The sequence below is a fragment of the Desmonostoc vinosum genome, from assembly GCF_059505385.1.
Genome location: NZ_JCACKM010000114.1, coordinates 1 through 21,912, shown reverse-complemented (window position 1 = coordinate 21,912; position 21,912 = coordinate 1). Strand labels below are relative to the sequence as shown.

Sequence of the window (21,912 nt, the reverse complement as noted above, 5' to 3'; positions counted from 1 at the left end):
AGCGGTAGCGAGTCATCGATAGCGTTAGCGAAGCGGTAGCGAGGTACGAGCGTCAGCGTTAGCGACGCAGGAGCGTCGCGTCATTACGAATTACGAATTATTTAATGATTTTGCCAGCACCTCGAAACTCTGTACCAGCTTTGCTATAACGGCTCAAATCAGCGGTGACAGATAACATCGAACTCAGCACCACTGACTTTCAATCGTCCGCTGCATTTGAATTGTTGTCTTGCGTTTCTACAATTGCTCTAGCAGCATATCGTATTCTGCATGAGAACCAATCCAGAACCAGATTACAGTGTCTTCATCTAATTGACCAACTGCTCGATAGTCTTTGTTGATTCGTGCAGAATAGATTGGTAATTCAGCATGAACTTTCTTAAATCGCAAGCTAGGATAACTTGGATCTTGCTTGAATTGCCGATATGCCTTATGGGTTTGTTCCTGAATCTGCTCTGGTAGATCGGCAAACATTTTACGAAATTGAGTAGTTGTACGAGATTTCACAATGTTTCTGGATCTAACTCTTGCGTCTTACCTGCACGATGTTCAGCCATCGCCTCGGCGGCAAGCTTTGCTAACAGATCTGGAGAACGTGCAAATGACTCATCCCAGCGACGTTCATCTTCAAGTTCTTCCAGGATCATCGTTGCAATCACATCTTGCTCGTCAGCAGGTAAAGTCTTTAATTGGGCGATCGCTTTTTCTAGTAATTCGGTCATTGCAAAAGTACTCCTACTAAAGAGGTACTAACCATTATCGCTTACCCAATTGCGATAGTTATTGCCACAGGTGCTAACCATTCCTATTTTGGTAAGGATAACTGGAGACCATTGGCTCCTGGCTTGAAAACAGTTGAAGATGCGGTAGAAATGCGTCGCCGGATATTTTCGGCATTTGAAGCGGCAGAAAAAGAAACCGATCCCGAACTACGCCGTGCTTGGTTGACCTTTGTAATCGTCGGTGGTGGCCCTACAGGTGTAGAATTAGCGGGTGCGATCGCAACTTCATACCACAGATAACCCCTATGCCGTCAACAGCCTAGTATTAGGCTGCTGTCGCTACAACCGCTCAAGCAATTCGTCGTACTCTGCATGTGTAAGCTGATCGTCATTCAAATTACATCTTTGCGTCTCCGTGTCCCCGCGTCTTTCTAGCGGTTTGAACTATGCAAATTAAAAGCGCAATTATTTACCAATCCAAAACCAGTAAATGCGATTTTTAACAATAGGAATCAATGTTACTTTTACTAATTTCTTATTTGTTAAATATGCGACAAACAGCACCTAAAAAATTCTTTAAAGTAATCTTGATCAAATGTCATTTATTTTTAATGATTAATTCTTTTGTAATAAAATCGAATTAAATCAAAAAATATTCTATCTTAAAGAGATAAATATTGATGAAAGGAAACGCTTAACAGGGAACGCTTAACAGGAAATACTAAGCCGCCCACAGGGGACGGGGTTTCAACCTACTTAGTGAAACAAGGATTTCTTCGCGCCACTTGCGGGTAAGGCTTTAAACCTTGACGTTTATTTGTTAACTGATACTTCGACTCCTTTCGACTTCGCTTAAGGCAAGTTGCTCAGCACAAATAACTAATAACTGATGACTAATGTACTGTGGCTACAAGGTGGTGCTTGTTCAGGCAACACCATGTCATTTCTCAATGCCGAAGAACCGACAGTCTGCGATTTAATTGCTGACTTTGGCATCAAAGTGCTTTGGCATCCATCCTTAGGACTGGAACTAGGTGATAACTTACAAACACTCCTACGGGATTGCATTCGTGGCACAATTCCCTTAGATATCTTGGTATTTGAAGGCAGTGTAGTCAACGCCCCCAACGGTACTGGTGAATGGAATCGGTTTGCCGATCGCCCCATGAAAGATTGGTTATCTGACCTCGCCAAAGCCGCTAAATTTATCGTTGCAGTGGGAGACTGTGCGACTTGGGGGGGGATTCCCGCAATGTCACCCAACCCCAGCGAATCGGAAGGCTTACAATTTTTCAAGCGTCAAGAGGGCGGCTTTTTAGGAAAAGATTTTGTCTCACAAGCTGGACTACCTGTGATTAATATACCTGGATGTCCCGCCCATCCCGACTGGATAACGCAGATATTAGTAGCGATCGCTACTGGACGCATAGCAGATATCGCCCTTGACGAATTGCATCGTCCGCAAACCTTCTTTAACACCTATACACAAACAGGTTGTACCCGTAACGTCCACTTCGCCTACAAAGCTTCAACCGCCGAATTTGGTCAACGCAAAGGCTGCTTATTCTACGACTTAGGTTGTCGCGGCCCCATGACTCATTCTTCTTGCAACCGCATCTTATGGAACCGCGTTTCCTCCAAAACCCGTGCCGGGATGCCATGCTTAGGTTGTACCGAACCGGAATTTCCTTTCTTTGACCTCAAACCGGGAACCGTATTTAAAACTCAAACAGTCATGGGAGTTCCTAAAGAACTACCGCCAGGGGTGAAAAAGAAAGACTACGCACTACTGACAATGGTCGCCAAAGACGCTGCACCAGCTTGGGCAGAAGAAGACTTTTTTACAGTATAGGGATTGGGGACTGGGGATTACGAATTACGAACTACGAACTACGAATTAGTATGACAATTCAAACATTAGATATATCGCCCGTTGGTAGAGTTGAAGGCGATTTAGATGTCCGCGTTGATATTGAGGATGGACTGGTAGTTAATGCCTGGACACATGCGGAACTTTTTCGCGGATTTGAAGTAATTCTCCGTGGCAAAGACCCCCAAGCCGGATTAATAGTCACACCTCGTATTTGTGGAATTTGCGGTGGTTCTCACTTAACTTGTGCATCCTGGGCGCTAGATACCGCCTGGGGTACAGAGGTTCCACGCAACGCAATTTTAGCGAGAAACTTGGGTCAAATTGTTGAAACCATCCAAAGTATACCCCGCTACTTTTATGGTTTATTTGCGATTGATTTGACTAATAAAAAATACCGCAATAGCCGCCATTATGACGAAGCTTGTAGACGTTTTGCCGCCTTCACTGGCAAATCTTACGAATTAGGTGTGACAATTTCAGCCAAGCCTGTAGAAATTTATGCTCTTTTAGGCGGTCAATGGCCTCACTCTAGTTATATGGTGCCTGGTGGTGTGATGTGCGCCCCCACCTTAACAGACATCACCCGCGCTTGGGCAATTCTCGAATATTTTCGTACCAATTGGTTAGAACCAGTATGGTTGGGTTGTTCTTTAGAACGTTACGAACAAATCCAAACATACGATGATTTTAGAGATTGGTTAGATGAAGACCGCAATCACCGCGACTCTGATTTAGGTTTTTATTGGCGCATGGGTTTGGATATTGGCTTAGATAGATATGGTCGTGGTGTTGGTAAATATGTCACTTGGGGATATTTAGCTCATGAGGACAAATATCAAAAGCCGACTATTGAAGGACGAAACGCCGCTATGATCATGAAAAGTGGTGTGTATGACAGCTTCACCGATACTCACACCTTGATGGATCAATCCTTTACCCGTGAGAATACAACTCATTCTTGGTACGATGAGGGTACAGCGAATATTCATCCTAGCGATCGCACCACCAAACCCACACCAAATAATACCAAAGATTTTGACAACGCCTACTCTTGGGCGAGTGCAGTCCTCCACAAAGACTTTGGACGCTTAGAAGCAGGCCCCCTAGCGCGTCAATTAGTCGCAGGTGGTAAGCACGGCGAGTCTTGGCAGCACTACGACGGGTTTATCCTGGATGTCTTCAAACACTTCGGTGGTGCTAACATTCATGTCCGCCAATTAGCACGAGTTCACGAAATTGTCAAGCTATATCGGCAAGCCGAACATTGTTTAAGAGAATTTCGATTAAACGACCCTTGGTATATTAAACCTCAAGAAAAAGATGGTAAAGGTTGGGGAGCAACGGAAGCGGCACGGGGTTCTTTGTGTCACTGGGTAGAAGTAGAAGGCGGTAAGATTAAGAATTACCAAGTGATTGCGCCTGGAACTTGGAACATCGGCCCTCGTGATGGTGAAGGTATGCGTGGCCCCATTGAAGAGGCTTTAATTGGGACACCTATATATGATTCTAGTGACCCTGTAGAAGTTGGTCATGTGGCGCGATCGTTTGATTCTTGTTTAGTGTGTACAGTCCATGCCCACGATGCCAAAACTGGTGAAGAACTAGCGCGTTTTCGGACTGCTTAGCCTCGAACACCTACACTAAACTTGAAGTATTTTTGCAAGAAGTCTAAAGTAAAACTCCTACATCACACAGGATCATAGCTCTAGACCTTGTTGCCGATATTTGTTAAGCAGAAGTTGTTGAGATTTGCTAGTTAGCTTAGTTGGAGTTGCTGCAATGCGATCAACAGACTCAAACCATTGTGTCCAAGCTAAGGCGACATCACTTTGGATCTTATCATTGGCAGTTTGAGATTCATGTTTGTGTACTACAAAGTCGATAAAGTCGTTGACTTCCTGCAAAAGCGGCTCTGGTAGCTCTTGCAATTTGGCAATAGTAGTTTCACGAATAGTCATAAGCATAACCTCTTCGATATTTATGTAACTATAATTATGAATGAACCACTGCCTTAGCAAACAGTTCTGGTGTAATTTCTGGGCAGTCAGATAGGACATTAAGCTGTTCCACATATAACTTGCATAATTAGGGCGGGCAAGATGCCCACCCCACAAGAGTTTTATTTAATTTGATTATGTAATTTAGATGTTTTTTAGCTTAGGAATTACCCCGCTAGTCAATTCTTTATAGATGTCAATCAAATTTTCTTTCAGTTCTTCTTCGGTCTCTGCTTGAGTCCAGTAGTCAGGGTATTCTTCCAAATATCCAAGCCACATTTCATCATCTTGCCAATAAACATATTTCTTAGTTTCCATCGTTTGACTAGTTATTAGATGTAAATTTTCTGTATATGTACATTATCAAACTACAGAGGCGATCGCTATAACTTACTTGTCTTCTCAGTTTTACAATAGAAAGACTGTGGTTGGATCAACTTGATGCAAGTGCCTGAAATAGACCCAAAGAAGGTAGAAAAACAGATGCCTGCACTAGACCTCTATGAACCCACAAAGATTTAAACAGTCTATAGTCATATAAAAGTCGTAGCATAACACACTAAAAATTCTATAAATAGTGAGTTAGGCTTGCCTTAATTGACTCAACAAAACTCAAATTTATAAGGTAAGCTTGTGTCTGATATAGCACTACACAAATATCTCCCTCGCCTTCCCGAAGCAGCACTACAAGAATTTACAGAATGGTGTGTTGTCGAACAAGCAAAAACCGCCGGATTGAACTTTACTCCCGATAAAAGTAAGTTAAATAATTTACCACCAGTTGACTATATTCCCAAATTAGTTGACCAGTTCATGAAAGTTAAACCTGACCCTATTAAAGCAGGTTTAGTAGCTGCGATCGCTGGGAAGGAAGCCGATAAACACGCTTTACCAAGCTTGGCAACTGTAGTGGATTTTGTTTCTTTATATGTCAAATATTTAATACCTAAAGAAGGTAACAATCCAGAACAAGCAGAAGCGATATTGACTCAAGCATCACAACAGCAATGTGAGCAACTTACTCAAATTGCTAAAAAATATGGTGTAGAGTTGTAGTAGATATAAAAAAATATCCCATCTTTAACTAGTTCCGTGGGTTTAAGTCCCCCGGTTCTATAACCTGTAAGTGTTGGGGTCTGTCTTACAAAGTTGAGGCAGTGTGATCTTGGGGAGCCACTGCGCCCTTCGGGTTTCCCGGCAGCCGCGCAAGTGGCGTGGTTTCCCCCATGAACAACTGCCGTCAGAGCGGAGGAAACCTCCGCTCTGATTTTGCGCTAAATCCCCATTACAAAACTTAATTATGAATTACGAATTACAAATTACGAATTATTTAATGTTAGATGTTCTTAAGCAAGTTAGCACTGCGCCAGATTTAAATAAACTGTTAGTGCGATCGCTCTACAAATGGAGATTACAAATATTACAGTAATCAATCTGATATTACATAATAAAACTAACCCAAACTACAACAAATAATGAAATAATTGTTGTGTAATAAAATATATTGTAACAATTCAACGAGTTAGACAATATCATGTCAACATTATCCTAGAATGATCAACTCGTTCGATTTTACAGTTATTGAAAAACATCTGATGAATCAGGACAGTTTAATCGAAAACGCAACAGAAGCTCAAATCCAAAATTGGGATAATTTTTGCCATCATCTCGGAGACTGGCATGGAACTTGGACTGCATATAGTTCCGAAGGAGAGTTAAATCGCAAGTTTCAATGCATAAGATGCTTCCATCTAGACTCTAATGGATGTGAAGTAAATCATCAGAATAAATATACTTATGCTGATGGCACAACAAAAGTAGAAACCTTTGGCCCTCATAAAAAGCCTTTTATCAAATCACTTCATTTTAATAATAGTTTTTCTTGGGGTTCTATAGAAGTTAAACCTGACTCCATGTTTTTTTTCGAGACTGGTTTTAAATATGCACAAAGACGTAGGAGTGCAGTTGCCAGGTACAACGAAAACGGCACAGTAGATATTTTAATCATTTCAGAACATTTAGGGAGCTATGTTGAAGAATCTGCTTATGCTCCAGCAAGTCAGATAAGTAATTGGCAAGGAACAATTACCAGCATGACACCTGATTGGACGATATCATCTACGGTAACAACTTCATGGACAAAGTTAGATAGCTTAGATGAAAATTATATAACTTTACACTTAAACGATGGTATATCCATTAGTATTCCACGATATGTAGAAAGTGGAAAAGAGTTTTTTTTAGCGGCAGAATGGCTAGTTAATCCTACTTTATTGCAACGAGGTATCCGTCATTTTAGCACATCTGGATTTACAAAATTTACTTTAGAAATATTCACCGATGAAGCGTAAGCAGAGAACTGAAAATAATTTATCTTTATGTGCTGCTGATTCTATACCAATATTCATATATTAGGTGTATAGCCGAGCTTTTCATACCAATTACATGCGTGAATCTTCGCTTTAACATACATGCCATGCTAACTATTATTGGTTGCGGTAATCTTAATCGTAGTGACGACGGTGTAGGTGTAATTATTGCCCAACGCTTACAACAATATCTAAGCCAAAATCCTTATCCCAACGTGTGCGTGTATGACTGTGGAACCGCAGGGATGGAGGTGATGTTTCAAGCTAGAGGTAGCAAACAGTTAATAATTATTGATGCCAGTGCAACTGGTTCCCAAGCGGGTGCAGTATTTAAAGTTCCCGGCAAAGAATTGGAAGCTTTACCAGAACCTAGTTATAATTTGCATAATTTTCGTTGGGATAACGCTTTAGTTGCCGGACGAAAAATCTTTCAAGATGATTTTCCTCAAGAAGTAACAGTTTATTTAATTGAAGCAGCAAATCTTGATTTAGGATTAGAATTAAGTTCAAATATTAAACATTCTGCTGATTTGGTTTTTGAAGAGATAACCACTATAATCAAACAGAGTGTTGAAGTTTAATATACTATTTTTTACTTAAAGATTAGAGATTTGATTTAGACTTTCCCATCCCCCGATTGGTGAGTTTCGGCTACGCGGTAATCGAGCGAAGTCGAGATTCAACCACCGCGTACTCCTACGCTTAAGCAAGCTATGCGCAGCGCCTCCGACAGGAGAAGTCGAACCCCCGGATTTCTCACCCCGCCCAATCACGATAAACCGAGAGTTCATCTACCCTCATCTCAAAGGGTATACCTTGACTTTCTGGGGGGTAAACGCGGATTTTAGCGCTGCTAATGATGGCGTTGAGTAATGTCCCCATGGGTACGATTTTTTGTAAGACACGCCAGTTAGTAACTTGATCAGGACATTCGATTACTAATGTTAAAGCACTGGCGTGAGTTGTCACATACCACCGACAATCAGATAAAAGATTTTGAATGGAGCGATCGCAAGCTTCGTAAAAATATCTACTAATAGAATACTCTAATTGTTGTCGTAAGATAATATCTGCCGATGTTGGCTGTAAATGATGCGAGTCTTCACTGTTGAAACGATATTTATTTCTAGCCATTTTCTTTACAATCCTACTTTAGATTCCAATCGTCGTTGCATAGAGAACATCTTTTGTTGTCTCTAAGAATCTTTGGGTTTCATCATCATAAAAAGCGCCAATAGCGCTACACTGAATACCCAAGTAATTGCTACCCAAATAAACCCTATGTCCCAAAAAACCAGCTAATTGCATAGCAGTTTGATAACTTGTATAGTTGGACACAAAAAATAACGCAACAGCGCCATCTCTAGCAATTGCTTGATTAACGCATAAGTAACCTATCTTTTCGCTAAAATCACCAGCTTTAACCAGATGTGTACTTTTATATAAGCCAGGTGATATCCCCTCGATGCGATGCACAATTGAGTAGATTTCTATCTCCTCAAAACTATCTGTTGGGATTGGTTGCTCCAATTGCTGCAAGATATATAAATAATCTTCCCAAGAAATATATTGTTTCCGGAAACGTCTACTGGAGCGCCTATTCCAAACAGTTTGATAAAATTTATCTTTATCAAAATTAAATATTGGCTGCTCTATTTTTTGCTGATGACTCTTTTGCACAGATGTAATTTGATAAGCTTCTTCAATAAATTGATTAGCTTCAAAATAATCTGTACCACAGACAAAAGGAACTTTCAGCCTTAAGCGTCTGATTTGTTTTTCTTGTGCTTCGCCTGAAATCACACAAGCAGTAGTTAACTCTTTATTTTCAAATCCCAAATCTCTATTCAGAGCGAATTTATCAAAGTCAAAAATTAACTGTATTGCTGTGTCGTGAAGATACGCCGATGCAGCGATTGCGCCTAAATGGTGTCCGCTATCTAACAGGCAATATCTAATGCTTCTGTCTTGATATTTCCAGCTAGACCTATAATAAACACAACTAATTAAAAAAATGCATCCCTTGATACTTTTCCCCGGTATAATATAACTTTCTAATCCATCATCAATTAATTCATAGATCAGAGTTAGACAATTATTCTCAACTTCTAGATGGTAGATACCATCTACTATTCCTTGAATACCACGAACCTGTACATAAAGTTCTGTGGGATAGAGAGCGCCTGCTGAAGGATTTACTCGCAGTTTTTCAGAACCATTTTTATACATTTTTTCTAGAGTAATCGCACTAGTTAACCAGATAAAAGAGTGAATAGGATTATTGACATCTAATTTCACCCGGCGATAAAACTTTGGATAAGCTTTAAATGCAGCTGGTTGAGTCGATGCATCTACATAATTTGGATCAAGCTGCACCGATAAGTAGGAATGCTTAGTTGCATCGTGGTAAGCTTTGCCGGAAATTTTACTTTGTAGCATTTTTGAGAATCTTTAAAACTTCTAAGTTACTGGCAAAATCTATAGCTTTATAGTCATCTAAATTTTGCAAATCTAGATTAGGATGATGCTGTAAAAGCAACTTCACAACTTCTGTTTTTCCTGCTGATGCTGCATACATCAAAACAGTTGCACCATTATCATTTTGATTGTTGATATCGATGTGATGAGCAAGCAGCAGATTAATTAAATCGTAGTGATTGCCAAAACAAGCAAACCACAAAGCATTGTTGCGATCGCAATTTCTCAAATTAATATCTGCACCTGCATCAATTAATTCTTTAACAACTAAATAAACCCCTTCCCTTGTCGCTTTCATCAAAGCCGTATCGCCATTTTCACCCGGCTGATTTAAATCTTCACAATTGTAGCCTTTAGCTTTTAGCCATTGATTTGTTGCTTCACTCAACTCTTTTCTGATTTCTTGATTCATAATTCTCAGTTATATTCAATGGGAAAATAGAATGGTGAGCATTGCTCACCATTCTTTCCAAATAATTTGTAGTCAGCACTTTATTGATTTGAAGACATCTTACTTACTACCTATTGCTAGGCTAGATCAGGATTCAGCTAGGAATGTCTAATATCATCATGTAATCGCCTTTCGTTGAAATCTAGGTTGACTAACAACAATTTAGCTTACTCATAATATTATCACTCTCATAAGTTTAAATTATGAATCATTTATAAAGATCCCTAGACATTTCTCAGACAAAATCTTGAAAAACATTAAAAACGCAGTATTTTTTACAGTTTTATTTGCTTTTATTAGATAAGAGTTAATTATTTAGATATGTGAAAAGCTTCTTCTTAACTCCTACTCTCTGCGACTCTGCGTGATACAAATTCACATTTCTACTTAGCAACAGCAGGAATTTTATCATTAATTAATTCTTACCCTTATTTTTTATACTTAAAAACCTCAGCTACAGTTGAGTATTTACACTGAATCTACTGCTATATTCATCTTAAATAACATTTTTTAGATCTCAAAATAGTTTGAGATTTTATTTCTCTCTTGAGTATTATAATTAACTAAGTGACAGCTAAGATATTTCTTAAGAAATCTGAAAGAATTTCATTTTTGGTTTCATAACTTGCTATTTTACTAATGAATATAAATAATCCAACAGGTAAATAAAAGATGAAAATCAGCGCTCGTAATTCTCTCAAAGGAGTTATCAAAAAAGTTGTACCTGGAACTGTTAATACAGAAGTAACTTTAGAGCTAGCGCCAGGAGTAGAGCTTGTGTCAATAATCACTAAATCTTCAGCTGAAAGCCTACAACTTGTAGAGGGTAAAAAAGCTTATGCCGTGATTAAATCAACAGATGTAATAGTCGCCATTGACTGAAAAGTCCACAAATGCTTGAAGCTCAGCCATAAATAAATAGAAAATTTGAAAAAGTTTTTGCCGAAGTTATGATGTATTACCTTCACCTACTAGTCTTGCAAAAGACGGGGTGAAGGTATTTGATTTTATTAATATAGAATATTGTCAACTATCAATTATTCGGATGTAAATATTGCGAGCAGTATCTTGAGTTATTATTGATAATGTATCTGCAATTTTAATAATTAAATCAGGAAAACGTTGTTCTAAAGTAATTATTGTTCCTGGTGTTAACCTCATTGATATAAGTTTTTTAATTATAGTTGCATCTTGATGCTGGCAAAAACTGATTATTCCTCGCTCTCCCGTTCTTAATAATTCTAATGAGCAGCCAGTTACACTAAATGGAATAAACATTGCAGATAAAGGGTATAAAAAATGAAGTATGAAGGGAAAGCATGAAGTAAGTTTTTATTCTTCATCCTTTATCCTTCATCCTTTACTTAGTTACTTAGAGCAGTAACCAAAGCAATAATCTAGACGAGATATGGCTCTTGATGTGTCTTAATCGTGCAATTAGAACGGGGATAGGTAACACAAAGCAAAGCAAATCCTTTAGACGTTTGCTCGTCATCTAAAAAGATTTGATCAGATTGATCAACTTCACCTTCAACCACTTTGCCAACACAGCTAGAACAAGAACCTGAATGACAAGAAAAAGGTAAATCAATACCATTTTCTCCTGCTGCTTCTAGGATAGTGCTTTCTTCGTCTACTTCAATTGTGGTATCGAGGTCTTCTTTTTTGTTGATTAATCTAACTTGATAGGTAGCCATTTTCCAGTTCTCCTCAAACGTTACATAACTTATGTTTAGTTCCCCAAGCCTGATAGTTTCCGTATCCTACTCTACTCTTCAAGAAACTATCTAGGATGTGTAGCGATCGCTTCGCTATAATTCAAAACAAACAAACGAATACAGTTAGCAAAAACACACCAACACCTAACGCCAATTGGTGGACTACTTCGACTAAGCTCAGCACCAGTAACTGAGAACTGATAATGTTAGCTACAAGGTACACCATTAGGTGTACAATCGCCTGTTTTAAAAGACTTTCCACAGCCGCAGGTATCAGTTGCATTAGGGTTAATGAACTTAAAGCCACTCTCCATTACCCCTTCAACAAAATCAACCACAATCCCATTAAGTAATGGTGCGCTTTTAGCATCAACGTAGACTAACACCTTACCTTGCTGGATAACTAAATCATCTGGTTGCGGCTTGCTAGTAATATCGATCGCATATTCGTAGCCACTGCAACCACCGTCTTTTACAGAGATGCGAACACCTTTAGTTGCACCATTTTCATCGGCAGCAGAACCGCGCAAAAATGCCCACAGATGAAACTCTGCTTTTTCTGATAAAGTAACAGTCATTAAATCTCCTTTAGTTGTCATTTGTCCGTAGTCAACAGTCAATGGTCAAAAACTTTTGACTAGTAGAAATATCTCTTTCCCAGTAGCCAGTCCCCAGTACCCAGTCCTTATTTTCAATGACTTAAATTACTAGTCGGTTCCATCGATTTAGATTGTGCATATCTCCAAGGTGCGCTGTTGCCGCATACTGGACAAGAGCGATCACGATGACAACGGCGTTTAGCAAATTCCATTCGATTCAAATCAATCGTCAGTAATTGCGACAATAGAGGTTGACTAAACCCAGTAATTAGCTTGATAGCCTCCATCGCCGTCAAACAAGCCAAGGTTCCAGAAACAGCGCCTAAAACTGAAAAGCCACGCCGATCCCAGTCAGGCTTTTCAGGAAAAATACAAGACAAACAAGGCGTCACACCAGGAATAATCGTTGTCAGGTAAGCCTCCATCCCATCCATCGCAGCTTCTACCATCGGCTTACGCCAGCGCACACAAGCTTCATTTAACAAATTGCGTTCAGTAAAATTGTGGGCACAATCAAGCGCCATATCAGCCGATTGCACCAACGAATCTACATTTTCCGGGGTGATGTATTCGTGAACTGCTTCTATCTCGATATCAGGATTGATAGCCGCTAAAGTTTCCTTAGCCTTGAATACCCTTGGGTTACCTACCCAATCATCCGTCATCAAAACTTGACGATTCATATCATCTAGCCGCAAGTCGCCACCCCGAACTAGAATGAGTCGCCCAACGCCTGCTACTGCCAGGTAAAGCGCCGCTGTACCACCCAATCCCCCTACACCAGTCACCAAAACTGTCGCTGACTTCAAGCGCTTCTGTGCTGCTTCGCCAAAGTTGGGGAGCATCATTTGGCGACTATAGCGTTCTAACTCTGTAGGCGTTAGATCTACCACTTTTTAACTCCTAATCAGAATTAATTTCTGTCAGCCTGACTACATTCTTTGGCTTCTCGTTAAACACTTTGAACAACTTTTGTTCTTGGGGTGTAGATTCAAGAAATACCTCATAAGCTTTTTGCAAAGCTAAAGAATATTCATGTAGCCTTTCTTCTTCACTCAAATTAGGAGAATTATGATCAATTTCCCTAATATATTGAGAAAACTTTTTCAATATATGTAAACGATTGACATTTACAAACTTTTGATCATAGGGCAGATTAAAAAACAGAAAGTATTCCTCTGCATCTGCAAGCCGCTTAAATTCATCAATATTACTTGTCATTTAGCACTCTCCAATTTTTTCAGCTGTTGCTTAAGTTCATCTAATTGTCGATAGATTTCATAAGTTGCAGCTGCAACATCCATAAGTTGTTGATAATCTGTTGGTAGCCCCTCTGCTAAATCATGCAGATCCATTTTCATTTGACCTGCTTTGCTGTTAAGGCGTTTGATTTGACTTGTAAGTTCTTCAATGCTTGTTTTTTCTGCTTGCACCATTAGCTCCTCTCTTAAATAATTCGTAATTCGTAATGACGCGACGCTCCTGCGTCGCTAACGCTTCGCTATCGAGGACTCGCTACCGCTTCGCTAACGTAATTCGTAATGACGCGACGCTCCTGTGTCGCTCTAAGCGAAGCTATGCCGTAGGCTTTACGCTAACGTAATTCGTAATTAAGTTTTGTAATGGGATTTAACCCCAACACAAAACTTGTCGGTTCTATAACCGGGGGACTTAAACCCACGGAACTAGTTAAAGCTTGCCAACTTCCGGAAAGCGCTTTGCTAAATCAATACCTTTTTGTACAAACTTATCGCCCTCTTCGGCTAATTTTTCTAGAGAGTCAAAGCCAAAGCGATGAGCATCACGTAAAGTTTTTACTGCTAACAAAAGACGACCAGAAAATACTAGTGCCCAACCAAATCCCTCATGACTTAAGTCAATTACAACTTGGGATATCAGACCTGTTTCTTTTTCAATTCCAGCAGCTACAGCTCTGAAAAATACCATAATTCGGGCTTGAGTAATCGGATCAATTTCACCTTCAATAGAAATTTCACGTTTCTTTTGTTTGGTGACAACAAATGGTTTCAGAATCAATTCATCTGACCAACTACGATAAACTCCGTAAGTATCTTGACCCCGGATTTGCAATACTAATGTCTTGAGAAAAGGTGAGCTTAAGACATCGGTTGTAGCGGTTCCGTTCACACTGTTATTTGTAGTCATACGGTTGCTTGGTCTTCAACTTCATCGGCAAAACTTGTAGTTTTTTGTTGCAAGGCTTTACGTAACCAAGGCGGAGGATTACCTTTGAGGGTTTGCACTAATTTAGTTAACACCTCATTAATTTCTTCTTCTTCCGATCGCGCCTTAATTGGAGTTACACCTTTTTTGATTAAACGAGCCGCAGCACTTCCACCAATTGCTACAACATACACAATTGTGCAGTCTTCTAAAGCTGCAAGTTTTGGTGCGAGTTTACTTTCGTTACCGTCTTCTTTAAGGTCGCCAGAAAATGATAGAGTCTCTAGAAATTGATATCCTTCATTTGAGATTTCATAAACATCAATTTCCTGAGCTGCACCGAAGTGAGCATTAATATGAACTCGGTCACTTGTCGTGAAGGCAATTTTCATTTTGTTCTCCTGCGTTGGGGACTGGGGAATCAAAAGGACGCGGGGACGCGGGGACGCGGTGACGGAGGGACGCGGGGACGCGGGGACGCGGTGACGCGGGGAATGTAAATGAAAGTTTCTCCGCGTCACCGTGTCTCCCTCTCTCCGCGTCATCTCCCCACTCCCCACTCCCCACTCCCTACTCCCCATAAATGTTTAACTCTCTCTTCTTCTGCTTCTAAAAAGAGGTTGCCGATGCCAAATAAAAGTTCCATTGTGCCGCGATAGCCGACTTTGGTAAATTGACCATTACCTAAGCGGTCATAAATGGGAATACCTAAACGATAAAGAGGAATCAACAGACGTTTGGCGATCGCGTTCACGTTAGAATTGCCTATGAGCAAATCAGACCCAGTTGCTAAATTCTCAAAGTCTTCCAAATCGCCGATGGTGACGCTTTTGACTGGGAGTTTTTCTAAAAGAGGCGATCGCGTTGTCGTCACTGCTGCGTGAATTTGCGCCCCCATTGATTGTAAAAAATGCACCGTTGACCACAATAGGTCTGGTTCCAATGCTAAAGATACTCGTTTGGCACTAAAGTAAAAGTGCGTATCCAGCATCGCATCTTGCAACTGGCGACGCTGGTGGCGGTATTTTTCTGGGACGCTGTTGCTGCTGATAATAGCCAATGCTTGGAGAAACTCATCCACTGGTTCTAACCCAGTCAATTCGCCAAACACCTCGTAGGGAATGCCAAACCGTTCTTCTAGAATTTTGGCTGCACCCCGCATACTTTCGCCTAAAGCAATAGTAAAGGCAGAACGCCCAACTTCTCGCAGTTGTGCCAAGGTTGTACCGCTGAGGGTTACAGCACTATAGTCATCTTCTAAGTGACCGTCTAATGAAGCGCCCAGATCGGGTACGAAGATGGGTACAAGTCCAAAAGCGGTGACAATCTCTTTGATTTCCTGCACATCCCCTGGTGTAAAGGCAGAACCAGCTAAAATTGTGACCTGTTCTGTTTTGGTTGTTCCCAGTTGCGGAATTTCAGTAACTATGCTTTCTACAGCAACAGCAAAACCATCTTGCAATGCACCTTTAAAATCGGGAGTTGGAGCAAAAATGATCGCCAACTCATCTAATTCTGGATGGCGATCGCGGATATCCTTGAGAAAAAGCTCAATATCATCGCCTCTAGTTTCCGTTAGTCCTGTGGTACATAAACCAATAATTTCTGGTTTAGCCTTTTCCACCAAAGTGAGAATTGCCTGTTCTACATTCTCTTCACCACCCAAGATGGTAGTGACTTCCGTCATCGCCGTTGTTGCTAGAGGAATCGCCTCTCGAAAATGCCGCACCAAGACAACTTTGGCGAAAGCAGTACAACCTTGAGAACCGTGGAATAAAGGCATTGTTCCCTTTAATCCCAAAAAAGCCAAAGATGCACCCAAAGCTTGACTCTGTTTGAGAGGATTAACCGTAACCGACTTATCAGGAACAGTAACGATCGCCATTAAATCACCTCCTCAATCACAGACGCAAACAAAGAACTCTCCAAGTCTTGGCGTTCCTGCGTCACTGTGTCCTCTTCCCAAGGCGCTGGCTTACGTATCTGTTGCCAAATCGGGCTATAGAGGGCTTCATACAATTCTCTTGCCATTTCAACCATTCCCACATAACCTGCATAGGGATGATGGCGTTCTTGGTTAATATCAAGGAAAGGAATCCGCGCTTTGAGAGCAGTGTATTGGTTACGACCACCGGCAATCAGCATATCTGCGTTAGTATCTCTCACCAATTGCAGTAGTTCTTTAGCATTGCCCTTCTCTAGCATGATGCCATCGTTGCCCAGTAAGTTCTTGATTTTGGCTTTATCCTCTTCCGTACTTTTTCTAGTACTGGTAGCAACAACCTCAATACCCAAATCCTTAGCCGCCGAGATAATCGACCAACTCTTAACCCCACCAGTATAAAGCACAACACGCTTACCTTTGAGACGGGCGCGATAGGGAGCTAGCGCCAAATCTAAAGCCGTAGTTTCCTCTGCAATCAGCTTTTCTGTACGCTCTTGCAAATCAGGGTTGCCCAACTTCGCTGCAATCCTCCGCAAACAGCGGTTCATATCATCAATGCCATAGAAAGACTCTTCAATATAAGGAATGCTGTAACGCTCCTCCATCTTTCTAGCCATATTTAGCAGCGCCCGCGAGCAGATCATCACATTCAACTTAGCGCGGTGAGCGTAGCGAATTTCATTGTAACGAGCATCACCAGTAATTTTGGATAAAACCCGAATACCCAATTTTTCCAACAGCGGCGTTACTCCCCACATTTCCCCAGCGATATTGTACTCACCGATTAAGTTAATATCATAGGGTGTAGTGAATTCCGGTTCCGCAGTGCCAACTACATATTCTAGTAAAGCTTCCCCGCCAAAACGGTTACCCAAATTTTTGCTACCAATAAACCCTGGTGCAATTACTGGAATCACCGGAGTCCCGATTTTTTCAGCAGCTGCCTTACAAACAGCTTCCATATCATCGCCAATCAAAGCTGTGACACAGGTAGCGTAGACAAAAATCGCCGCCGGCTGATAACGCTCATGAACTTCTAGAATCGCCTTATAGAGCTTCTTTTCACCACCAAAAATTACATCATTTTCAGTCAAATCAGTAGTGAAACCCGTCTTATAAAGCTGAGGCCCAGAAGAGAGACTACCACGACTACCCCAAGAATTACCAGCACAGGCGATCGGGCCGTGGACTAAATGAGCAGCATCTGCAATTGGCACAAGAGCAATCATTGCCCCATCAAAAGCACAGCCCCCTTGAGCAGCTCCAGGTTGGGCTTGTTGCGTACAAGACTTATTTTTCTTTCCTGTATTTTTATGCTGATTATGTTCGCATCCCGGCTCATTGAGCAACTCATTAATTTTGCCTTGGGTAATTTTCATCTCTCTTCTCTTATTGGATGGCAGGTGTTATACGAATTCGTAATTCGTAATTAAGAGGCGTCAGATTAAATGTAAATTAGCAGGTTTACATCTGTAGCCTTATTTTGGAGAATTGGTATTAATTGTTCTTGGAATAATTAATTACCAATGACTAACAAATATATTTTGTAACATCCTCCCCACATTCATCAGCAAGGTAAGACAAAGCCCGAAAACGCAAACCCACAAACTCGTCATACAAAGGATTGAGTTTACACAATGCTGGAATATGGAAAGACCGCCCAAACAAATTAATATTTCGCTCAAAAGGGCAACAGCAAGGAATTACTTGACAAATAATATGAGCGAAGCGATTATGTTTAACTTGAATTCCATCCACCAACCGACGCAAAGGATTGAGGATATCTAAAAAGCCTAATTTCTTATACTTACGTGGATGGTAATGCTCATGATGATGATGAGTGTGATGATTGATAGATTCCATAATAAATACCTCAGGTAAATGCTAGGAAGAAAAAGGTAAGTAGGGAATTGGGTACTGGGTAATGGGTACTGGGAAGAATTTAATTCCCTATTCCTTATTCCCTATTCCCTATTCCCCCTTCCTTACCCTTTGGCACTCCGCCAGAGAAGACAATTTCTAACGAATCAAATCGTAAGAAATATCAGTCTTAGAAGGAATGTTAGTGTTATGATCGATGTCCTCGAAGATAGTGTTAACAACCCAGTTGAGGAGGTTAATCACACCTTGATAACCGATAGTGCTGTAGCGGTGTAGGTGGTGACGATCCATAATTGGATAGCCAATTCTCACGAGGGGAACCTTACAATCGCGCCACAGGTACTTACCGTAGGAATTACCGATTAACAAGTCTACGGGTTCAGTGAACAGCAATGAACGCATATGCCACAAGTCCTTACCACCCCAGATTTTGGCTTCCTTGCCGAAGGGGCTAGAATCTAGCAATGCTTGCAATTCTTTCTGGAACTCTTCATTGGAGTTGTGAACCAGAATATGTACAGGTTCAGCACCCAATTCCAACATGAAACCAACTACGCTGTAAACTAAATCTGGGTCGCCGTAGATAGCGAAGCGCTTGCCATGAACCCATGCATGAGAGTCAGTCATAGCATCAACTGCGCGACCGCGTTCGATTTCTAGTTCTTCGGGAATGGGCTTACCACTCAATTCGCTGAGTTTCATCAAAAACTCATCAGTAGCCTTAATACCCCAAGGACGAGAAACTACAACGTCTTGCTTCCATTCTTTAGCGATGTAATCACGAGTTTTGGGAGTAGAGTGAGCTTGCATAACAACTGTAGCTTTAGCATTAATTGCATCTGCTGCATCTTCTAACTTAGTACCACCTGGGTACATATCAAATTCACCTGTGTTAGGTGCATCCAAATAGTCGCTGTTATCTGAGAGAATGGTGTAGTCGATGCCAAACAAAGAAGCAATCCGTTTTACTTCGCGGAGATTACCAACGTAGGTATCAAAACCGGAAATAAAATTGATTTTGCCATTGCTGGTTTCTTTCTTCTTACCTGCGGTTAAGGTAGTCAAAATTCCCTTCATCATGTTATCGTAGCCAGTGATGTGGGAACCGACGAAACTGGGAGTGTGAGCAAAAGGTACAGGGAAATCTTCAGGAACTGAACCTGATTTTTTGGAAGTACCAATAAAAGCTTGTAAGTCATCCCCGATAACCTCTGCCATACAGGTGGTGCAGACAGCAATCATCTTGGGCTTGTAAAGTTGGTAAGAGTTTGCCAAGCCATCAATCATGTTTTGCAATCCACCAAACACCGCTGCATCTTCAGTCATGGAAGAAGATACACCAGAGAAAGGTTCTTTGTAGTGACGGGTTAAGTGGGTGCGGAAGTAAGCCACGCAACCTTGAGAACCTTGCACGAAGGGTAAAGTACCTTCAAAACCCACAGCAGCAAACATTGCGCCCAAAGGTTGGCAACCTTTAGCAGGGTTAACGGTCAAAGCTTCACGAGCAAAGTTCTTTTCACGATACTCCCAACCCTTTGTCCATTCTGCAACCCGTTTTACTTCTTCGGGGTCGTGACCGTTTTCAAACTGTTTCTTATTTTGAAATAGTTGTTGGTACTCTGGCTGGTGGAATAGCTCTACGTGGTCTTGAATTTTGTCGGGATTCTGAGGCATTTCTGGATCTCCAAGCTTACTGAAATCGTTACTAATTAATCAATGGGGAGTGGGAGCTTGTACTAAGCGGCTTGCCTTGAGCGAAGTCGAAAGAAGTCGAAGTATAGGGAGTGGGAATGTGTTCAAAACTCAGAATGCAAAATACAAAACTAATTTGAATTTTGAATTTTGAGTCGCACCAAAGGTGCGCTAGAAGCACAAATTGAATTTTGAATTCCCAACTCCCTCCTGGGGATTTAAAACCCCAGGCTGATTTCTCCCATTTCCTTATACGGCAGCTTTAGCCTTAGCTTCTGCTTTCTTGCTCCAAGGAGCGCCAATTAATCCCCAAGTGGGACTGTTGAGAGCTAAATCCATATCACGAGCAAAGATGGCAAAGCCGTCATAACCGTGATAAGGGCCGGAGTAATCCTTTTGATGGTTTAATTATCTAAAACAGCCTAATGTTTGCAGTAAGCAATGTTAATTCTAAACATTGTTCATTGATAACACATTTATTTTTAGGCTAAATCTAGGCTAAAAACACAGCGATGCATAACCAGGGTAAAGACAAGTATCAGCAAGCCTTTGCAGATTTAGAACCAGTTTCATCTACCGATGGCAGTTTTATAGGTTCAAGTCTGCAAGCACAGCAGCAAAGAGAGCATATGAGAACGAAAGTACTACTGGAATTAGAAAAAGTAAACCTGCGTTTGAAGTCTGCAAAGACAAAGGTAACAATTCGAGAATCGAATGGCAGTTTGCAGTTACGTGCTACGTTACCAATTAAACTGGGAGATCAGGACAAAAACGGAACTGGCAGAAAGCAATACAATCTCAGCTTGAATATTCCCGCTAACTTGGATGGATTAAAGACAGCTGAGGAAGAAGCTTATGAATTAGGCAAGTTAATCGCTCGTAAAACTTTTGAATGGAATGATAAATATTTAGGCAATGAAGCAAGTAAAAAAGATTTCAAAACTATAGGAGAACTACTTGATAAATTTGAAGATGAGTATTTTAAAACTCATAAGCGGACAACAAAAAGCGAACATACTTTTTTTTATTATTTTTCCCGTACCCAGCGATATACTAATCCCAAAGATTTAGCAATTAAAGATAACTTCATCAGTTCACTTGAACAAATAGATAAAGAATGGGCGAGATATAATGCAGCTAGAGCCATATCTGCATTTTGCTCAACATTCAACATCGAAATAGATTTATCTAAATATTCTAAAATGCCCGATCGCAATTCCCGCAACATCCCAACCGATGCAGAAATCATCACAGGGATTAGCAAATTTGCAGAATATTTAAATACCAGAGGCAATCAAGTAAATCAAGAGGTTAAAGATAGCTGGCAACTTTGGCGCTGGACATATGGAATGTTAGCAGTTTTTGGTTTACGTCCCAGGGAAATTTTTATTCACCCTGATATTGATTGGTGGTTAAGTTCAGATAATATAGACATAACTTGGAGGGTGCATAAAGATTGTAAGACAGGGGAAAGACAAGCATTACCCTTACATAAGCAATGGATTGAGGAGTTTGATTTAAAAAATCCTAAATATTTAGATATGTTGGCAACAGCGATTAGTAAAAAAGATAATACTAATCATGCAGAAATCACAGCATTAACACAACGAGTTAGTTGGTGGTTTCGTAAAATCGGGTTAGATTTTAAGCCTTATGATTTACGCCACGCTTGGGCAATTCGAGCGCATATTTTAGGTATACCAATCAAAGCAGCAGCAGATAACTTAGGTCATAGCGTGCAAGTTCACACGCAAACTTATCAGCGTTGGTTCTCACTTGATATGCGGAAATTAGCAATGAATCAGGCGTTGAGTAAAAGGGATGAGATTGAGGTCATTAGAGAGGATAATGCTAGGTTGAAGATGGAGAATGAAAAATTAAAACTGGAGATTGAAAAGTTAAAAATGGAGTTAGTTTATAAACAAAGCTAAATATATTAGACTTCTTGTAAAAATACTTGAACCGTCAGAGACTCAAGTCTCTGCCTAATAGCAAAAGTCCGT

Annotated in this window: 27 protein-coding genes and 1 pseudogene; 9 read left to right on the top strand and 19 right to left on the bottom strand. The window is 40.7% G+C overall.

Features of this window, described 5'->3' with window-relative positions; all coding sequences use genetic code 11:
• Positions 1 to 237: 237 nt before the first annotated feature.
• Together AC5JMF_RS18180 and AC5JMF_RS18175 are read right to left on the bottom strand one after the other, a co-directional pair.
• A complete protein-coding gene (locus AC5JMF_RS18180) occupies positions 238 to 507 on the bottom strand; it encodes a type II toxin-antitoxin system RelE family toxin (protein ID WP_495797124.1) in 270 nt (89 codons plus the stop codon).
• Positions 504 to 722, bottom strand: a complete 219-nt coding sequence (locus tag AC5JMF_RS18175; protein ID WP_495797123.1) for a hypothetical protein — start codon at positions 720 to 722, stop codon at positions 504 to 506. The genes AC5JMF_RS18180 and AC5JMF_RS18175 overlap by 4 nt, the downstream gene beginning before the upstream one ends.
• Before the next feature lie 54 nt (positions 723 to 776).
• Here AC5JMF_RS18175 and AC5JMF_RS18170 point away from each other — a divergent pair.
• The 3 genes and pseudogenes from AC5JMF_RS18170 to AC5JMF_RS18160 form a co-directional block, all read left to right on the top strand.
• Positions 777 to 1,004 (top strand): annotated as a pseudogene (locus AC5JMF_RS18170) (FAD-dependent oxidoreductase); the annotation flags it as partial.
• A 607-nt stretch (positions 1,005 to 1,611) separates the two neighbouring features.
• Positions 1,612 to 2,574, top strand: a complete 963-nt coding sequence (locus AC5JMF_RS18165; RefSeq protein ID WP_495797122.1) for an NADH-quinone oxidoreductase subunit B family protein — start codon at positions 1,612 to 1,614, stop codon at positions 2,572 to 2,574.
• A 50-nt stretch (positions 2,575 to 2,624) separates the two neighbouring features.
• Entirely contained in the window at positions 2,625 to 4,220 is a 1,596-nt protein-coding gene (locus tag AC5JMF_RS18160; RefSeq protein WP_495797121.1) for a nickel-dependent hydrogenase large subunit, read from the top strand.
• A 72-nt stretch (positions 4,221 to 4,292) separates the two neighbouring features.
• Here the strand turns inward: AC5JMF_RS18160 and AC5JMF_RS18155 are convergent, their stop codons facing one another.
• Both AC5JMF_RS18155 and AC5JMF_RS18150 read right to left on the bottom strand, forming a co-directional pair.
• Positions 4,293 to 4,553 (bottom strand): DUF2281 domain-containing protein, encoded by a 261-nt coding sequence (locus AC5JMF_RS18155; protein ID WP_495797120.1) that lies wholly within the window; start codon positions 4,551 to 4,553, stop codon positions 4,293 to 4,295.
• Positions 4,554 to 4,736: 183 nt separating this feature from the next.
• On the bottom strand, positions 4,737 to 4,910 hold the full coding sequence (locus tag AC5JMF_RS18150) for a hypothetical protein (protein ID WP_495797119.1): 174 nt from the start codon (positions 4,908 to 4,910) through the stop codon (positions 4,737 to 4,739).
• Positions 4,911 to 5,225: 315 nt separating this feature from the next.
• Between AC5JMF_RS18150 and AC5JMF_RS18145 the strand changes: the two genes are divergently transcribed.
• The 4 genes from AC5JMF_RS18145 to AC5JMF_RS18130 all read left to right on the top strand — a co-directional run bounded on the left by AC5JMF_RS18145 (position 5,226) and on the right by AC5JMF_RS18130 (position 7,542).
• Positions 5,226 to 5,648 carry a hypothetical protein gene (locus AC5JMF_RS18145; RefSeq protein ID WP_495797118.1) on the top strand — a complete coding sequence of 141 codons (423 nt, stop codon included), beginning with the start codon at positions 5,226 to 5,228 and terminating at the stop codon, positions 5,646 to 5,648.
• 244 nt (positions 5,649 to 5,892) lie between these two features.
• Positions 5,893 to 6,021 carry a hypothetical protein gene (locus tag AC5JMF_RS18140; protein WP_495797117.1) on the top strand — a complete coding sequence of 43 codons (129 nt, stop codon included), beginning with the start codon at positions 5,893 to 5,895 and terminating at the stop codon, positions 6,019 to 6,021.
• A 124-nt stretch (positions 6,022 to 6,145) separates the two neighbouring features.
• The gene (locus AC5JMF_RS18135) at positions 6,146 to 6,943 is read left to right on the top strand and encodes a DUF3598 family protein (RefSeq protein ID WP_495797116.1); all 798 of its coding nucleotides are present in this window, start codon (positions 6,146 to 6,148) and stop codon (positions 6,941 to 6,943) included.
• A 125-nt stretch (positions 6,944 to 7,068) separates the two neighbouring features.
• A complete protein-coding gene (locus AC5JMF_RS18130) occupies positions 7,069 to 7,542 on the top strand; it encodes a hydrogenase maturation protease (protein WP_495797115.1) in 474 nt (157 codons plus the stop codon).
• Between the two features lie 175 nt (positions 7,543 to 7,717).
• Here AC5JMF_RS18130 and AC5JMF_RS18125 read toward each other — a convergent pair whose 3' ends face one another.
• The 3 genes from AC5JMF_RS18125 to AC5JMF_RS18115 are packed head-to-tail and all read right to left on the bottom strand — an operon-like array spanning position 7,718 to position 9,851.
• Positions 7,718 to 8,095: a hypothetical protein gene (locus AC5JMF_RS18125; protein ID WP_495797114.1), complete on the bottom strand. Its 378-nt coding sequence runs from the start codon at positions 8,093 to 8,095 to the stop codon at positions 7,718 to 7,720.
• An 18-nt stretch (positions 8,096 to 8,113) separates the two neighbouring features.
• A complete protein-coding gene (locus tag AC5JMF_RS18120; RefSeq protein WP_495797113.1) occupies positions 8,114 to 9,400 on the bottom strand; it encodes a nitroreductase family protein in 1,287 nt (428 codons plus the stop codon).
• Positions 9,387 to 9,851 (bottom strand): ankyrin repeat domain-containing protein, encoded by a 465-nt coding sequence (locus tag AC5JMF_RS18115; protein ID WP_495797112.1) that lies wholly within the window; start codon positions 9,849 to 9,851, stop codon positions 9,387 to 9,389. The genes AC5JMF_RS18120 and AC5JMF_RS18115 overlap by 14 nt, the downstream gene beginning before the upstream one ends.
• Before the next feature lie 711 nt (positions 9,852 to 10,562).
• Between AC5JMF_RS18115 and AC5JMF_RS18110 the strand changes: the two genes are divergently transcribed.
• Entirely contained in the window at positions 10,563 to 10,772 is a 210-nt protein-coding gene (locus AC5JMF_RS18110; RefSeq protein WP_495797111.1) for a TOBE domain-containing protein, read from the top strand.
• A 144-nt stretch (positions 10,773 to 10,916) separates the two neighbouring features.
• Here the strand turns inward: AC5JMF_RS18110 and AC5JMF_RS18105 are convergent, their stop codons facing one another.
• The 12 genes from AC5JMF_RS18105 to nifK form a co-directional block, all read right to left on the bottom strand.
• On the bottom strand, positions 10,917 to 11,168 hold the full coding sequence (locus tag AC5JMF_RS18105; protein WP_495797110.1) for a FeoA family protein: 252 nt from the start codon (positions 11,166 to 11,168) through the stop codon (positions 10,917 to 10,919).
• Positions 11,169 to 11,287: 119 nt separating this feature from the next.
• On the bottom strand, positions 11,288 to 11,587 hold the full coding sequence (locus AC5JMF_RS18100; protein WP_495797109.1) for a 2Fe-2S iron-sulfur cluster-binding protein: 300 nt from the start codon (positions 11,585 to 11,587) through the stop codon (positions 11,288 to 11,290).
• A 227-nt stretch (positions 11,588 to 11,814) separates the two neighbouring features.
• Positions 11,815 to 12,186, bottom strand: a complete 372-nt coding sequence (locus AC5JMF_RS18095; protein ID WP_495797125.1) for a HesB/IscA family protein — start codon at positions 12,184 to 12,186, stop codon at positions 11,815 to 11,817.
• Positions 12,187 to 12,299: 113 nt separating this feature from the next.
• Complete coding sequence (locus AC5JMF_RS18090) at positions 12,300 to 13,100, bottom strand: HesA/MoeB/ThiF family protein (RefSeq protein ID WP_495797108.1); 801 nt, start codon at positions 13,098 to 13,100, stop codon at positions 12,300 to 12,302.
• A 10-nt stretch (positions 13,101 to 13,110) separates the two neighbouring features.
• Complete coding sequence (nifW, locus tag AC5JMF_RS18085) at positions 13,111 to 13,428, bottom strand: nitrogenase-stabilizing/protective protein NifW (RefSeq protein WP_495797107.1); 318 nt, start codon at positions 13,426 to 13,428, stop codon at positions 13,111 to 13,113.
• Positions 13,425 to 13,643, bottom strand: coding sequence for a CCE_0567 family metalloprotein (locus tag AC5JMF_RS18080; protein ID WP_495797106.1), 219 nt, complete (start codon positions 13,641 to 13,643; stop codon positions 13,425 to 13,427). Before AC5JMF_RS18080 ends, nifW begins: the two co-directional genes overlap by 4 nt.
• Positions 13,644 to 13,896: 253 nt before the next feature.
• Positions 13,897 to 14,373: a NifX-associated nitrogen fixation protein gene (locus tag AC5JMF_RS18075; RefSeq protein ID WP_495797105.1), complete on the bottom strand. Its 477-nt coding sequence runs from the start codon at positions 14,371 to 14,373 to the stop codon at positions 13,897 to 13,899.
• Entirely contained in the window at positions 14,370 to 14,783 is a 414-nt protein-coding gene (gene nifX, locus AC5JMF_RS18070) for a nitrogen fixation protein NifX (protein ID WP_495797104.1), read from the bottom strand. Before nifX ends, AC5JMF_RS18075 begins: the two co-directional genes overlap by 4 nt.
• Positions 14,784 to 14,932: 149 nt before the next feature.
• Complete coding sequence (gene nifN, locus AC5JMF_RS18065) at positions 14,933 to 16,276, bottom strand: nitrogenase iron-molybdenum cofactor biosynthesis protein NifN (protein WP_495797103.1); 1,344 nt, start codon at positions 16,274 to 16,276, stop codon at positions 14,933 to 14,935.
• The gene (nifE, locus tag AC5JMF_RS18060) at positions 16,276 to 17,715 is read right to left on the bottom strand and encodes a nitrogenase iron-molybdenum cofactor biosynthesis protein NifE (RefSeq protein WP_495797102.1); all 1,440 of its coding nucleotides are present in this window, start codon (positions 17,713 to 17,715) and stop codon (positions 16,276 to 16,278) included. The genes nifN and nifE overlap by 1 nt, the downstream gene beginning before the upstream one ends.
• 151 nt (positions 17,716 to 17,866) lie before the next feature.
• The gene (locus tag AC5JMF_RS18055; RefSeq protein ID WP_495797101.1) at positions 17,867 to 18,199 is read right to left on the bottom strand and encodes a Mo-dependent nitrogenase C-terminal domain-containing protein; all 333 of its coding nucleotides are present in this window, start codon (positions 18,197 to 18,199) and stop codon (positions 17,867 to 17,869) included.
• Between the two features lie 156 nt (positions 18,200 to 18,355).
• A complete protein-coding gene (gene nifK, locus AC5JMF_RS18050; protein ID WP_495797100.1) occupies positions 18,356 to 19,891 on the bottom strand; it encodes a nitrogenase molybdenum-iron protein subunit beta in 1,536 nt (511 codons plus the stop codon).
• Between the two features lie 530 nt (positions 19,892 to 20,421).
• Here nifK and AC5JMF_RS18045 point away from each other — a divergent pair.
• Positions 20,422 to 21,840 carry a site-specific integrase gene (locus tag AC5JMF_RS18045; protein ID WP_495797099.1) on the top strand — a complete coding sequence of 473 codons (1,419 nt, stop codon included), beginning with the start codon at positions 20,422 to 20,424 and terminating at the stop codon, positions 21,838 to 21,840.
• Positions 21,841 to 21,912: the final 72 nt, after the last annotated feature.